The sequence below is a fragment of the Streptosporangium sp. NPDC049046 genome (genome assembly GCF_040649155.1).
GTDB lineage: Bacteria > Actinomycetota > Actinomycetes > Streptosporangiales > Streptosporangiaceae > Streptosporangium.
On record NZ_JBEZEZ010000033.1, the window covers coordinates 81,248 to 95,492 of the forward strand.

Here is a 14,245-nt window from a genome sequence, read left to right on the forward strand (position 1 = left end):
GCCGCAGGCACTTCATCCACTCGCATCCAATAGAGTCCTTGCCATGAGCCAGCCGGAATCCGCGATCGCGGACGCCCAGGCGGGCGGCCCGAGTAACGGCACCTCCGCCCAGGGGCAGGAGCCGCTGGCCAAGCTCGCCGCGCGCCACGGTCTTCGGCGTGCCATCGCACGCCCGAGTCTGCCCGTATACCTGCGTCAACTGTGGGAACGACGCCACTTCATCACGACGTACGCCACGTCGCGCAACGTCTCGAAGTACAGCAACTCGGCCCTGGGCCAGCTGTGGCAGGTCCTCACCCCGCTGATGAACGCCGCCATCTACTTCCTGATGTTCGGCGTGATCCTGGGCGCGAACAAGGGCATCGTGAACTACCCGGCCTTCCTCATCACCGGGATGTTCGTCTTCACCTACACCCAGCGCTCGGTGAGCAGCGGCGCCAAGGCGATCTCCGGCAACCTGTCGCTGATCCGCGCGCTGCACTTCCCGCGCGCCTCGCTCCCGCTCGCCTACACGATCCAGGAGTTCCAGCAGCTGCTCATCTCCATGGGCGTGCTGTTCGGGCTGGTGCTGATCACCGGTGAGGAGATCACCCTGCTGTGGCTGCTCATCCCGGTCGCCCTGGCGCTGCAGACCATGTTCAACGTCGGCGCGAGCCTGGTGCTCGCCAGGGTCGGCTCCACCTCCCGCGACCTGAACCAGCTGCTCCCCTTCATCATGCGGACCTGGCTCTACGCCTCCGGGGTCTTCTTCTCCATCGAGGACAGGGTCGTGGGCCCCAACGGCGCCGGCCTCCCCCAGTGGGTCGCCGACATCATGTACTTCAACCCCGCCGCCGCGTACATCGAGCTCATGCGGGACCTGCTCATGCAAACCCACCCGGCCCGCCCCTACATCTGGGCGGTCTGCGTATTCTGGGCGGTGTTCGCTCTGCTCGGCGGCTTCTGGTACTTCTGGCGAGCCGAGGAGAAGTACGGCCGTGGCTGAGTTGACCGAGGAGCTGTCCCGAGTGAAGGCCGAGGAGCCCGCCGTGCCGAGCACGGACGTCAGGGTGCACCCCAACCCGGAACCCGCCCCCACCCCTGCACCCGAGGGCGCCCCCACGGTCATCGTGGACGACCTGCACATCATCTACCGGGTGTACGGCGCGGCGAGCGACGCGGAGAAGGGCAACGCCGTCAACGCCCTCATGCGCCTCGTCAAGCGCCAGGGACGGCCGCAGATGAAGGAGGTGCACGCCGTGCGCGGCGTCTCCTTCGTGGCCCGCCACGGCGACGCCATCGGCATCGTCGGCCGTAACGGCTCCGGCAAGTCCACGTTGCTGCGCGCCATCGCCGGGCTCCTGCCCCCGCACTCCGGCGCCGTCTACACCGACGGCCAGCCCTCCCTGCTCGGCGTCAACGCCGCGCTGATGCGCGAGCTCACCGGCGAGCGCAACATCGTGCTCGGCTGCTACGCGATGGGCATGAACCCCAAGCAGGTCAAGGAGAAGTATGACGACATCGTCGACTTCTCCGGCATCGGGGAGTTCGTGCAGTTCCCCATGTCGACCTACTCCTCGGGCATGGGCGCCAGGCTCCGCTTCGCCATCGCCTCGGCGAAGTCCCACGACGTGCTGCTCATCGACGAGGCCCTCGCCACCGGTGACCGCGAGTTCCGGCGCAAGAGCCAGGACCGCATCAAGAAGATGCGCGACGAGGCCGGCACCGTCTTCCTCGTCGCCCACAACCTCGACGTGATCGAGGAGACCTGCAACCGGGTCCTCTGGCTGCACAAGGGCAAGATCAAGATGGACGGCGACCCGAAGACGGTCCTCGCCGCCTACAACAAGGTCTGATCACACCCGCGACAGGAGACCGATCACGCGGCTGATCGGGCGAATCCGAGCCACGAGCTCGATCGGCGGCCTTCGATGCCACCGGTCCGATCGGCGATCACGCACGCCTTGACCACAGCTCTCCGATCAGGCGGTCTTCGATCACAGGGGCGTTGATCGCTACGCGGTCCGCGGGCAGGGCAGGATGAGAAGCGACCGACAAGACGCTTCCATCGGAGGTGAATCGTGTCCACGCGGCCACCGATTCCATATGACTTCCTGCCCCAGGTCCCCGCGCTGACCGTCGAGAGCGACGACGTCCGCGACGGCGAGCGCATGGCGGAGACCCACGTGTTCAACGACTGGGGCTCCACCGGCCAGAACGTCTCTCCCCACCTGCGCTGGTCCGGCGCTCCCGAGGGCACCCTCAGCTACGCCGTGACGTGCTTCGACCCCGACGCGCCCACCGGCAGCGGGTTCTGGCACTGGCTGCTGTTCGACATCCCGGCCGACGTGACCGAGCTGCCCGCCGGCGCGGGTGCCGGTGACGGCGGCGTGGGCGTGCACGGGCGCAACGACTACAGCCACAACGCCTACGGCGGCGCCGCACCGCCGCCCGGCGACCCGCACCGCTACATCTTCGCGGTGCACGCCCTCGACGTGGAGAAGCTCGGTGTCGGCGCCGACGCCCCGCCCGCCGTGGTCGGTTTCAACATCACCGCCCACACCCTGGCCCGCGGATACGTGACGCCCGAGTACCAGAACTAGCGATACGGCGCGCTCCCGGGCGGGACACGAGGGGCAATGAACTGACAGCGTGTTCGGTGTTCCGGTATGATTCGAACGTTGTTTCGATCCAAGGAAGCCGTCATGGAGTGGGGGCGCGCGATGCGAGAGCTGTCCACCGCGATCGACCACCTGTCCGTCGAGGACCCGTCAGAGATTCCGCGTCTCCAGCTGACCGAGCAGCTCATCGAGCTGCACTGGCAGATGGCCAGACTCCAGGCCGAGATCGCCCGTCGCACCTCCGTGCGAGGCCCGGGACGCTGAGGCGACGGGGAGGCCGGGTCGGTGCCCACCGATCCGGCTCCCCGTCGTCTCATGGGCCTTCGACTCACAGCCCTTCGACTCACAGCCCTTCGCCGATGCCGACCAAGCCCCGCGAGACCACCACGGAACCCACCAGGAGGCAGGTGGACGGCGGTTCTCCGAGAGGAAGGCCCGCGGAGAGCGGGTCAGGCCGAGAGCCGCTGGGGGGTGGCGGTGGCGGGCTCGAAGGGGAAGCGGTCGGCGAAGGCCGGGCGCAGGTCGGTGAGCCACACCGCGTTCGGGTCGTACCTCGCGAAGAAGGGGCGCCCGACCAGCTCGGGATCGCGCGCCTGGATGAGGTGGAGCACGAAGACCTTCTGCCCGGCGACCTCGGCGACGCCGTCCAGGCAGACCTTGCCCGGCGTGGCGGACATCGACGGGCCCCGCACGGTGCGGCACAGCCCGGAAACGCTCGCGTAGGCGTCCCTGAAGATCTCGTAAGCCCTCGCGAGCGGCACCGCGAAGTAGTCCTGCGGTCCGGTGTCGCGCTCGACGAACATGTAGTACGGGATCATGCCCATGGTGAGCTGCCTGCGCCACATGGACGCCCAGGTTTCGGGAGTGTCGTTGATCGACCGGATCAGCGGCGCCTGCGTCCTGACCACCGCGCCGGTGGCGGTGATCCTCGCGACGGCGGCCTCGACGATCGGGAGTTCCAGCTCCCTGGGGTGCGAGAAGTGCGCCATGAAGGCGAGGTTCTTGCCCGCCTCGACCACGGAGGCGAACAGGCGGAGCGTGTCGTCGCTGTCGGGGTCGGAGACGAACCGCTGCGGCCAGTAGGCCAGTGACTTGGTCCCGATCCGGATGGATTCGAGCTGCTCGACGTCGAGTAACGGCTCCAGATAGCGGCGGAGCACCGGCTCACCCATGATCATGGGATCCCCGCCGGTGAACAGCACGCTGGTCACCTCGGGGTGGTCCTTGAGATAGCGGAGGAGGGCGTCGACGTCGTCGGAGGCGAACTTCAGGTCGGGCTCCCCGATGAACTGGGCCCACCGGAAGCAGTAGGTGCAGTAGGCGTGGCACGTCTGCCCCTGCTTGGGGAAGAAGAGCACCGTCTCAGGGTATTTGTGCTGCATGCCGGGCACCGCCTCCCCGGCGACGCGCGGGACGTTGAGGTCGAGCTGTCCGGCGGGGTGCGGGTTGAGCCCCACCCTCACCCTGTTCGCGGCCGCCTGAATCTCCGCGTTCCCCGCCCCGGCCTCCAGGAGACCCGCCAGCGTGGTGACATCCGCCTCGGGCAGCATGTCCTCCTGGGGGAAGACCAGCCGATAGATGGGATCCTCGGGGATGGCGGACCAGTCGATGAGCTGATCCACCACGTAGGCGTTGGTCCGGAAGGGCAGCACCGTGGCCACCGCTCTGATCCGGAGCCGCTCGGCGTCGCCCAGACCGCCTCTGCGCAGCAGGTCGTCGAGATGTTTCACGGTGTAGGCACGGAACCCACGCTTGGCACCTTCGTTCAAGATCACCAGTCCTTTGCCGAGATTTTTGTCGCTGTCGCGGTAAACCCTGCCAGCCTTTCGCGCGTCACGGGCACGTTACATACACGACGTAAACCGACCTACGGTCGGTTCCATATCTCGGCAATTTCTTCTGTCCACGATGGATATCGCGATATATCTTGAATAGCCGTACACTCGCAGTCATGACGTCCTACGACCCCGTTCTGCGCGCCTCGGACGCCGACCGCGACCATGCGGCCGCGGTGCTGAGCGAGGCATTTGCCGCCGGCCGCCTGACCAGCGTCGAGCACGCCGACCGCCTGGAAGCCACCTACGCCGCCGTCACGATGGACGACCTCGCCCCCCTCACCCGCGACCTGCCCGACGCCGCCGCTCCCACCCGCGTGGCCACCGTCGAGCGGCAGGAGGTCGCCGCCGTCTTCAGCAAGGTCGTGCGCGGCGGACGCTGGATCGCCGGGCGGCACACCGCGCTGAGCGCCACCTTCGGCGCGCTGATCGTCGACCTGTCCGAGGCGGTTCTCCCCGGCAGGGAGATCACCCTTGAGGTCAACTCCTACTGCGGCAAGCTGATCGTCAGGGTCCCCCGCAACGCCCACGTCATCGACGAGGTCGACGCCCTGTTCGCCAAACGCGCCGTCTCCGGTGGCACGGGCGACGGAGACGGACCGGTCATCAGGGTCGTCGGCCGGGCCGCCTTCGGAAAGATCATCGTCTCGCGGGAGAGAAGCGACTGGAATCTCCCCGGCACTCCCTGATCGACCCGACGGACCGACCAGGTCCTGAGCACGCCTACGATGCGGACAAACCATCCCGCACGAGGTGACCGCTTGCCTGAGACCCTTGCTCCCGGCGTCATGCCCATCGCCCTGGACGCGATGGGCGGCGACAACGCCCCCGACGAGATCGTGGCGGGAGCCGTGCGGGCGGTACGAGAGCACGGGATCTCCATCGTGCTCGTCGGCGCTCCCCGCCCCCTCGCCGAGGCGCTCTCCCAGCACGACGCGACCACCGAGATCCCGATCGTCCGGGCCGAGGAGGCCCTCGCCATGGACGAGGGCGCCCTCGCCAGCCTGCGCCGCCCGCGCTCCAGCATCGCCGTCGCCTGCCACCTCGTACGGCGAGGCGACGCCTGCGCCGTGGTCTCCGCGGGCTCCACCGCCGGGATCGTGGCGACGGGAAAGCTCCGGCTACGCGGCCAGCCGGGGGTGCTCAGACCCGCCATCGCCGTCGCCCTGCCGACCAGGCCCACCCCGACCGTCCTGCTGGACGCCGGGGCGAACGCCGAGGTCAAGCCGGAGATGCTGGTGCAGTTCGCCCACCTCGGCGCCGCCTACGCGGAAACCGCCCTGGGCATCGAGAGCCCCAGGGTCGGCCTGCTCACCATCGGCAGCGAGCCGGAGAAGGGCAACAAGCTCGTCAAGCGAGCCCACGAACTGCTGTCGGCGGCCCCCGGCCTCGACTTCGCGGGCAACATCGAGGGGCACGACCTGCTCACCGGCACCGTGAACGTCATCGTCACCGACGGCTTCACCGGCAACGTGGCGCTCAAGACCATGGAGGGCAGCGTCCGCTACGCCTTCTCGGAGCTCCGCGAGACGATCAACGAGAGCCGGACGGCCAGGGTGGGCGGCCTGTTGCAGAGGAGGCGCATCAGGGAGCTCTACCGGCGGCTCGACCCCGAGGTCCACGGCGGGGCCGTGCTTCTCGGCCTGAACGGCACCGTGGTCATCGCGCACGGCGCCTCGCAGGCGAAGGGAGTGAGCGCGGCCTGCGTGCTCGCGGCCACGCTGGCCCGGGAGGGCGTGGTCAACCGCATCGGTGAGCGCCTCGCCTCGGCCTCCCGCCCGCACCGCCTCTGGGGACACCCGCGCGTGGTGCCGTCTCCGGTGACACCCACCCACGGCACCGTCTCCGGCGACACCCAGGCATGACACCGTCTCCGGCGACACCCGCACCCGGAAACCGCAGCCTCTCCGGCGACACCCACGCCGGTCCCATCCGCCACACCGACATCCGCACCGAATCCCCAGCGAGACACCGGCTCCGATGACACCCGCGTACGAGCCGCCTACCTGGGGTGATATTTCCGATGTATCTGCACACACCTTCCACCGAATTTTCCGGCCCCGCGTACCCTGAGTCCCAGTCGATCGGGCGGGGGGACTGCGTGGAGCAGGTGGCGGAGCGGGGACTGACCTCGGCCGAGGTCGCCGAGCGGGTGGCCGCGGGGCAGGCCAACGACGTCAGGCGCCGGTCGAGCAGGTCCGTCTCGGCGATCCTCAGATCCAACGTCCTCACCCTTTTCAACGGGGTGATCGGGGCACTCTGGGTGCTGATCATGATCTTCGGAGAGTGGCAGGACGGCCTCTTCGGACTGGTGATCGTGGCCAACGCGGGCATCGGCATCATCCAGGAGCTCCGCGCCAAGCGCACCCTCGACCGGCTCGCCATCGTCAACGAGTCCCCGGTCAAGGTCCGCAGGGACGGCGTCGACACCGACATCCCGCCCCAGCGGGTCGTACTCGGCGACCTCGTCCTGCTCCGCCCCGGCGACCAGGTGCTCGTCGACGGCGAGGTGGTGGACGCCGACGGGCTGGAGGTCGACGAGTCACTGCTGACCGGCGAGGCCGACCCGGTGCACAAGCGTCCCGGTGACCCCGATGACCCCGGCGACGAGGTCCTCTCCGGCAGTTTCGTGGTCGCCGGGAGAGGCGCCTACGTCGCGACCAGAGTCGGCCGCGACGCCTACGCGGCCAGACTCGCCGAGGAGGCCAGCGCGTTCAGCCTGTCCCACTCGGAGCTGCGCGAAGGCGTGACGCGATTCATCAAGTACGTCACCTGGCTGGTCATCCCGATCGGCGCCCTGCTCACCTGGAGCCAGGTGAGCAGGCAGACGAGTGTCGGAGAGGCCGTCACCGGCACGGTCGCGGGTATCGTCACCATGATCCCCGAGGGCCTGGTCCTGATGACCAGCATCGCCTTCGCCGTCGGCGTGATCCGGCTGGGCAGGCGCCGCTGCCTGGTCCAGGAACTGCCCGCGATCGAGATCCTGGCCCGGGTCGACACGCTCTGCCTCGACAAGACCGGCACCCTCACCTCGGGCGGGATGGAACTCGACGAGATCCGCCCGCTCCGCGACGACCTGCCCGTGCACGAGGCACTCGCCGCGCTGGCCAACATCGATCCTCACCCCAACCCCACCGCCCTCGCCGTCCAGGCCCGATACCCCGACTCCCCCGGCTGGGCCGCCCTCACCAAGGTCCCCTTCTCCTCGGCCCGCAAGTGGAGCGGAGCCGAGTTCGACGGCCACGGCGGCTGGGTCCTGGGCGCTCCCGACGTCCTCCTGCCGCCCGGCAGCCCGGCGTACGAGGAGGCGGGGGCGCTCGCCGCCACCGGCCTGCGGGTGCTCGCCCTGTGCCGGGTCGCCTCGCTGCGCGACCCCGACGACCTCGGCGCCGTCGAGGCCGCGGCCGTCGTCGTGCTCAAGCAGCGGATCCGCCCCGACGCGGCCGAGACCCTCGCCTACTTCGCCGAGCAGCGCGTCACCCTCAAGGTCATCTCCGGCGACAACCCCGAGTCGGTGTCGGCGATCGTCACCTCTCTGGGCATTCCCGGTGGGGAGCGCGCGGTGGACGCCCGCACCCTGCCGGACGACGACCCCGAGAAGCTCGCCGAGATCATGGAGACCCACACCGTCTTCGGCAGGGTCAGCCCGCACCAGAAGCGGCTGTTCGTCGGCGCGCTCCAGTCGCGCGGGCACACGGTCGCGATGACCGGCGACGGCGTGAACGACGTGCTCGCGCTCAAGGACGCCGACCTCGGCGTGGCGATGGGCTCCGGCAGCGGCGCCACCCGGGCGGTCGCCCAGATCGTGCTGATGGACGACGGCTTCGCCGGTCTCCCCTCCGTGGTGGGCGAGGGCCGCCGGGTGCTGGCCAACATCGAGCGGGTCTCCGGGCTCTTCCTGACCAAGACCTTCTACGCGATCGTGCTCTCCCTGCTCACCGGGGTCATCGGGCTCGCGTTCCCGTTCGCTCCCCGGCACTCCACGCTCATCAACGCGCTGACGATCGGCATCCCCGCCTTCTTCCTCGCGCTCGCACCGAGCAACGAGCGCGCCAGAAGCGGCTTCGTACCCCGTGTCCTGCGCCTGGCGGTCCCCGCCGGGATCGTCTGCGCCACCGCCGTCTACCTGTCGTACTGGATCGCCCAGAGCGGGTCCGCCACCCTGGAGGAGAGCCGCACCTCGGCGGTGATCACGCTGTTCGTGGCCGCCTGGTGGGTGCTGGCCCTGGTCGCCCGCCCGTACGTGTGGTGGCGGGTCGCGCTCGTCGCCTCCATGGCCGGAATGTTCGCCCTCGCCCTCGCCATCCCGTTCGTCCGCGAGTTCTTCGCGCTCACCGTCGCGAGCCCCGCCGCCGGTCTCACCGCGGCCGGACTCGGCGTCGCCGCCGGGGCCGTGCTGACGGGCGTCTTCATGATCACGCGATCCCGTCGAAGCGCGCCGATCCAGGGTGATATCCAATCGGTTCAGGACCGGCCAGCCGATACCCTTGGGACATGACCGACCCGCAGCTCGCACTGACCGAGCGCGTCCAGCAGGCGCTGGCCGCCGCCTTCGGTGCGGAATACTCCGAAGCAGACCCGCTGATCCGCCCCTCGCAGTTCGCCGACTACCAGGCGAACGTGGCGATGAGCCTGAGCAAGCGACTGCGAAGGGCCCCGCGGGAGGTCGCCCAGGAGATCGCCGAGCACCTCACCGGCCGGGCGGGAGACGCCCAGGACGACCCGTTCCCCGGCAGCGTCGAGGTGAGCGGCCCCGGCTTCCTCAACCTCACCCTCTCCGACGAATGGATCGCGGCGCGGGCCTCGGAGATCCTCGCCGACCCTCGCGTCGGAGTGGGTCTGTCCGGCTCTCCGCAGACCATCGTGATCGACTACTCCGCGCCCAACGCGGCCAAGGAGATGCACGTCGGCCACCTGCGCACGACGATCGTGGGTGACGCGCTCGCCCGGGTCCACGAGCACCTGGGCAACAAGGTCATCCGGCAGAACCACCTCGGCGACTGGGGCACGCCGTTCGGCATGCTCATCGAGCACCTCCTCGACATCGGCGAGGAGGCCGCCGTCGCCCAGCTGGAGGCCGGAGAGGGCAACGCCTACTACCAGGCGGCCCGCCTGAAGTTCGACACCGACCCCGAGTTCAACGCGCGCGCCCGCGCGCGGGTCATCACCCTGCAGGCCGAGGAGCCGGAGACGATGCGCCTGTGGCGCATCTTCATGAACGCCACGCTGCGTTACTTCAACAAGGTCTACGTCCAGCTCGGGGTGACGCTGACCGACGACGACATCGCCGGCGAGAGCATGTACAAGCACGTGCTCGCCCAGGTCTGCGACGAGTTGCAGGAGCGCGGCGTCGCCGTCCTCAGCGACGGCGCGCTCTGCGTCTTCCCGCCCGGCTACACCGGCCGCGAGGGCCAGCCGCTGCCCCTGATGATCCGCAAGAGCGACGGCGGGTACGGCTACGGCACCACCGACATGGCCACGATCCGCTACCGGGTCCAGGACCTCAAGGCCGACCGCATCCTCTACGTGATCGGCGCGACCCAGTCGCTGCACATGTCGCTGGTGTTCGACTCGGCCAGGATGGCGGGCTGGTTGCCCGACCACGTCAGGGCCGAGCACATCCAGATCGGCAGCGTGCTGGGCTCCGACGGCAAGATGTTCAAGACCAGGAGCGGTAAGTCCATCAAGCTCATGGAGCTGCTCGACGAGGCCGAGACCAGGGCCGCCGAGGTGCTCAGGGACAGCGACTACACCGACGCCGAGCGCACGAGGATCGCGCACGACGTCGGCATGGGCGCGGTCAAGTACGCCGACCTGTCGGTCAGCCACGACAGCGAGTACGTCTTCGACTTCGACCGGATGCTCGCCCTCACCGGCAACACCGGCCCCTACCTGCAGTACGCCCAGGCCCGCATCCGCTCGATCTTCCGCAAGGGTGGGGTGGACCCTGCCGAGACGACCGGCCCCATCGTGCTCGGCCACCCTGCCGAGCGCGCCCTGGCGCTGCAGCTCCTCGGGTTCGGCTCGGTCGTCGAGGAGATGGCGGAGAACTCGGCACCGCACAAGACGGCCTCCTACCTCTTCGACACCGCGAGCGCCTTCACCACGTTCTTCGAGAACTGCCCGGTGCTGAAGGACGACGTCGAGCCCGCCGTCCGCACCTCACGGCTCGCCCTGTGCGCGCTGACCCTGAAGGTCTTGGAGACCGGCCTGAGCCTTCTTGGCGTCCCGGTGCCCGAGCGCATGTAACCTGTCCACCAGATGATCGTCTTTATTGAGAAAGTGAAGGCGATCATCTGGCAAAGTCATGTTCGGCGCGCCTCCCTGCGGGGATGTCCGAAGCGCAATACGCTGGCGCGGTCATCGGTCACAACTTCGAGGAGCTCTCTGCCTTGAGCACGGACCTGACCGCGAACCTGCGCACGGGCACCGCGAACCCCGGCAGCGACCTCACCGCGGACCTGAGCACGGACACCGCGAACGCCGGCACCGACCTGGCCGCGGATCCGAACACGGACACCGCGACCCCCGGCACCGGGTTGAGAACGGGTTCAAGCATCGACTCGCTCCTCACCGATCTGGCCACCGGCATCGTGCCCATCGGGATGCCGGTGGACTTCGACGCCGACTCCGATCACTGGCTCACCCCGGCCGTCGAAGCACTCGTACTGATCACGCGTGGCGAGGAGTCGCTCGAACCCCTCGCCCGCGCCGCGCAACGCGACGAGCAGCGGACCGCCCTTTTCCTCTGCCTCGCACTCGCCGTAGCCGGCCAGGGCGACCGCATCCACGCCTCATGGCTCGGCACCGCCTTCGGGGAACTCTCCCTGGAGCGCCCGGTGACCCACGGCCAGCGGGCGCTCTGGCTCGCCGCCGCCCGGGGGGCGTACGGCCCGGCGGGCAAGATCTTCGTGCTCCGCAAGCTCGACGCGATGACCGCCTCCCCTGTTTCCGAGCCCGACCGGTGGCTGCGCGCGCTCATCCCCGACGAGCCCTCCGCGGCCGTGTCACCGGCTCTGGCCGATTTCGAGGAGCTCGCCAGGCTTCCCGAGCTGGCCGACCCCGTACACGCCGCCGCCCGGCTCACCCACCTGCTCGACCGCTGCACCGAGATCACCTCGGCCCGCGAAAGCAGGGGAGGCGATGGCGGCGTCGTCGCCGAGAAGACGAGTTCCGTGAGCGGTCCCACGAGCGGCTCCGCGGCCCGGCCTGATGGTGACACCGCCGACGAGGCATCCGGCCGGGCGGGGGGAGCGAACCGTGACCTGGGTGATCTCGCGTTCATCACCGCCGCGCAGACGGACCGTTCGGGCGAGGCGGCCGTCGTGTGGAGCCAGGACGAGCCGCTGACCGTGCTCCGTCGGCTGGCCGGTGCGGGCGGCCCCGAACGGCCGATGAAGTCGCTCACCGACCATCTGCTCGGCGACCTGCGCCCCGGCTCGCACCCTTATCTGGCCGCGATCGCGCTGCACGTGGCCGCGCCCATCGTGCGGGCGGCGGGTGAGAGCCTCGCCGAGGCCACCCGCGCCGAGGCCCCCGAGTCGGTCACCATACCGATCCTCGGCCAACGTGTGACGCTCAGGCCCGAGGGCCCGGATCCCGAGTCGCTGGGTGCCGCCGAGGAGCGGATCACCACCGAGGGCGCTCCGACTCGCGGCCGCTCCTGGGCCGCCTACGCGCTGCTCGCCCTCGCCCCGGTGATCCTGGTGGTCGCGCTCGTCCTCCCCGTCCTCCCTCTCGCACCGCTCGCACTCCTGCCGGCCGCCGGAGGCGCCTACAGGCTGTGGCGTAGGCGGCAGCGTGAGCGAGCCGACGCGGAATACGTCGTCACGCGGCTCTCCGAGCTCAGAGAACTCGCCCAGGGCGCGGTGTGGGCACTGCATGAGTACGCCCACGAGTCGGAGGGCCGGATCAAGACGGCGACCTCGGACCTGGCCGAACTCATCCGCCTGCTCCGCAGGGGGCCCCGAGCGGGCTGACCGCCCGCGATATGCGGGCGGCAGCCTCGATGTCAGCCGTTGGTGATCTCCACCTCGGCGGGAGCCAGCAGGAAGACCTTCTCCGCGATCCGCTCGATGCGCCCCTCGCAGCCGTATGCCAGCCCGGCGACGAAGTCGACCATGCGGGTGGCCTCGGCGGTGCTCATCCCGCTCACGTCCATGATGACGGTCTGACCTTCGCGGAAGTGCTGCCCGATGACCGGTGCGTCGTTGTACTTCATCGGTGTCAGCATCACGATCCGCGAGGGCTCGTTCATCGCACGCCAGCGTTTGGCCGCGCGCTCCGAGGCAGACTGCCAGTCTTCCTCTTCGCCCTCGATCTCGTCCCCGTAGTCGTAGGACTCGTCATAGTGCTCGGCCCCGCTCAGGCCAAGGTAGCTCGCCACCTTGCGCACTGCCCCCATCGGCTCGTCCTTTCGCCAGGACCACGCCGTGTCCGGCCTGTCCCTACACCTTGGACGGTAACCGACGACATGAAGTTCGCCACGCGACACGCCCAGTGCTTATTTCCATTTTGTACGACTACCGCACTGGTCTGATCTCCGACTTTGCCCGATCCCCTGGCCCAACTTCAACCGATATCTCCAGCGCCGCTAGCATCGCGTCATGCTCATCTACACGGTCGATTCGTTTACCGATGAATTTTTCAAGGGTAACCCCGCGGGGGTCTGCATACTCAGCGATCCGGTTCCTGACGCCTGGATGCAGTCCGTAGCGGCGGAGATGAGACACTCCGAGACAGCCTTCCTGCTTGGAGCCGAGGACGGCGGACCGTACCGGCTCCGGTGGTTCACGCCGGTGACCGAGGTCGCCCTGTGTGGGCATGCGACCCTGGCCGTGGCGCATGTGCTGTATTCCACGGGAACGGTCCCAGAAACCCTCGAATTCTCAACGAAGAGCGGAATCCTGTCCGTGACCAGGGATAAATCCGGTTTAATCCACATGGATTTCCCGGCAAAGGTACTCCAAGCGACACCTCCTCCAGAGGGACTGATCGATGCGCTGGGACTTAAACCTGTTTGGACAGGAAAAAATGTTTGGGATTACCTCGTCGAGGTCGAGTCCGAGGAGGCCGTGCTCGCCACCGCCCCCGACTTCCGGGCCCTGGAGGCCGTCGACGCGCGTGGAGTCATCGTGACGGCTCGGGCCTCGCGGCCGGGTGCCGACTACGTGTCCCGGTTCTTCGCTCCCACGGCCGGAGTTCCCGAGGACCCGGTGACGGGGTCCGCCCACTGCGCCCTCGCGCCGTACTGGTCGGCCAAACTCGGTTCCGACAGTCTGGTGGGGGCCCAGTTGTCAGAGCGTGGAGGTGTGGTCCGCACGACCGTACGAGGAGACCGGGTCGAACTCGCGGGAAACGCGGTGACCGTTCTTTCCGGCGAGCTCCACGTCTAGGGACGTGCGTCGAGGGTTTCGCCGCGCCCAGGCCGGCCCGGTGACCATCACCCCCGTGAACCCCGTGGGAACGTTGGGAACATGACGTTCGTGAAGCGAAAACGGCTTCTCCATGGTTCACGGAGGCCCGAGAGCTCCTCCCTGCCCCTGCCGGCCTGGAACGTGGAGGCTCGGGAGTCCCGGCCTTCGACGTCTGGAGGTTCGGAACACCGCTTGAGCGCCGCTGGGCCGCCCTCGGGACCCCGCTGGGCATCGCTTGAAAAAGGCCCTGGAAAGCACGAAAGGGCCCCCACCAAACGGTGAGAGCCCTTTCATGAAAAATTGTCCGGCGGTGACCTACTCTCCCACACCGTCCCCGGTGCAGTACCATCGGCGCTGAAGAGCTTAACTTCCGGGTTCGGAATGTAACCGGGTG

General features: G+C 68.8%; 12 protein-coding genes and 1 rRNA gene. 10 read left to right on the forward strand and 3 right to left on the reverse strand.

Features of this window, described 5'->3' with window-relative positions; genetic code table 11:
* The first annotated feature begins 43 nt into the window (after positions 1-43).
* The 4 genes from AB0B96_RS34160 (at position 44) to AB0B96_RS34175 (ending at position 2,864) form a co-directional block, all read left to right on the forward strand.
* Positions 44-985, forward strand: coding sequence for an ABC transporter permease (locus tag AB0B96_RS34160; protein ID WP_362905459.1), 942 nt, complete (start codon positions 44-46; stop codon positions 983-985).
* Positions 978-1,835, forward strand: coding sequence for an ABC transporter ATP-binding protein (locus AB0B96_RS34165; protein WP_362905462.1), 858 nt, complete (start codon positions 978-980; stop codon positions 1,833-1,835). Before AB0B96_RS34160 ends, AB0B96_RS34165 begins: the two co-directional genes overlap by 8 nt.
* Positions 1,836-2,060: 225 nt before the next feature.
* Positions 2,061-2,582, forward strand: coding sequence for a YbhB/YbcL family Raf kinase inhibitor-like protein (locus AB0B96_RS34170; protein ID WP_350950267.1), 522 nt, complete (start codon positions 2,061-2,063; stop codon positions 2,580-2,582).
* A 102-nt stretch (positions 2,583-2,684) separates the two neighbouring features.
* Positions 2,685-2,864, forward strand: a complete 180-nt coding sequence (locus tag AB0B96_RS34175) for a hypothetical protein (RefSeq protein WP_329086969.1) — start codon at positions 2,685-2,687, stop codon at positions 2,862-2,864.
* Between the two features lie 185 nt (positions 2,865-3,049).
* Here the strand turns inward: AB0B96_RS34175 and AB0B96_RS34180 are convergent, their stop codons facing one another.
* Positions 3,050-4,375: a lysine 2,3-aminomutase gene (locus AB0B96_RS34180; RefSeq protein ID WP_362905464.1), complete on the reverse strand. Its 1,326-nt coding sequence runs from the start codon at positions 4,373-4,375 to the stop codon at positions 3,050-3,052.
* A gap of 176 nt (positions 4,376-4,551) precedes the next feature.
* On the opposite strand from AB0B96_RS34180, the gene AB0B96_RS34185 reads away from it, so the two are divergent.
* From AB0B96_RS34185 to AB0B96_RS34205, 5 genes are all read left to right on the forward strand, one after another.
* Entirely contained in the window at positions 4,552-5,124 is a 573-nt protein-coding gene (locus tag AB0B96_RS34185; protein WP_350950265.1) for a DUF1707 domain-containing protein, read from the forward strand.
* 99 nt (positions 5,125-5,223) lie between these two features.
* Positions 5,224-6,300, forward strand: coding sequence for a phosphate acyltransferase PlsX (gene plsX / locus AB0B96_RS34190; protein WP_362905478.1), 1,077 nt, complete (start codon positions 5,224-5,226; stop codon positions 6,298-6,300).
* A 236-nt stretch (positions 6,301-6,536) separates the two neighbouring features.
* Positions 6,537-8,933: an HAD-IC family P-type ATPase gene (locus AB0B96_RS34195; RefSeq protein ID WP_362905467.1), complete on the forward strand. Its 2,397-nt coding sequence runs from the start codon at positions 6,537-6,539 to the stop codon at positions 8,931-8,933.
* The gene (gene argS / locus AB0B96_RS34200; protein WP_362905469.1) at positions 8,930-10,684 is read left to right on the forward strand and encodes an arginine--tRNA ligase; all 1,755 of its coding nucleotides are present in this window, start codon (positions 8,930-8,932) and stop codon (positions 10,682-10,684) included. The genes AB0B96_RS34195 and argS overlap by 4 nt, the downstream gene beginning before the upstream one ends.
* Positions 10,685-10,827: 143 nt before the next feature.
* The gene (locus tag AB0B96_RS34205; protein WP_362905471.1) at positions 10,828-12,414 is read left to right on the forward strand and encodes a hypothetical protein; all 1,587 of its coding nucleotides are present in this window, start codon (positions 10,828-10,830) and stop codon (positions 12,412-12,414) included.
* Between the two features lie 32 nt (positions 12,415-12,446).
* Here the strand turns inward: AB0B96_RS34205 and AB0B96_RS34210 are convergent, their stop codons facing one another.
* Positions 12,447-12,839 carry a cell division protein SepF gene (locus AB0B96_RS34210; protein WP_350950261.1) on the reverse strand — a complete coding sequence of 131 codons (393 nt, stop codon included), beginning with the start codon at positions 12,837-12,839 and terminating at the stop codon, positions 12,447-12,449.
* A 202-nt stretch (positions 12,840-13,041) separates the two neighbouring features.
* Here AB0B96_RS34210 and AB0B96_RS34215 point away from each other — a divergent pair, with 202 nt between their 5' ends.
* A complete protein-coding gene (locus AB0B96_RS34215) occupies positions 13,042-13,830 on the forward strand; it encodes a PhzF family phenazine biosynthesis protein (RefSeq protein WP_362905473.1) in 789 nt (262 codons plus the stop codon).
* Positions 13,831-14,153: 323 nt separating this feature from the next.
* Here the strand turns inward: AB0B96_RS34215 and rrf are convergent.
* Positions 14,154-14,245 (reverse strand): 5S ribosomal RNA (gene rrf / locus AB0B96_RS34220); the annotation flags it as partial.

Excerpts from the sequence above, each read along its gene's own strand:
- AB0B96_RS34160 (WP_362905459.1), top strand. The coding sequence starts at position 44 with ATGAGCCAGCCGGAATCCGCGATCGCGGACGCCCAGGCGGGCGGCCCG.
- AB0B96_RS34175 (WP_329086969.1), top strand. The coding sequence starts at position 2,685 with ATGGAGTGGGGGCGCGCGATGCGAGAGCTGTCCACCGCGATCGACCAC.
- AB0B96_RS34185 (WP_350950265.1), top strand. The coding sequence starts at position 4,552 with ATGACGTCCTACGACCCCGTTCTGCGCGCCTCGGACGCCGACCGCGAC.
- plsX (WP_362905478.1), top strand. The coding sequence starts at position 5,224 with ATGCCCATCGCCCTGGACGCGATGGGCGGCGACAACGCCCCCGACGAG.
- argS (WP_362905469.1), top strand. The coding sequence starts at position 8,930 with ATGACCGACCCGCAGCTCGCACTGACCGAGCGCGTCCAGCAGGCGCTG.
- AB0B96_RS34210 (WP_350950261.1), bottom strand. The coding sequence starts at position 12,839 with ATGGGGGCAGTGCGCAAGGTGGCGAGCTACCTTGGCCTGAGCGGGGCC.
- AB0B96_RS34215 (WP_362905473.1), top strand. The coding sequence starts at position 13,042 with ATGCTCATCTACACGGTCGATTCGTTTACCGATGAATTTTTCAAGGGT.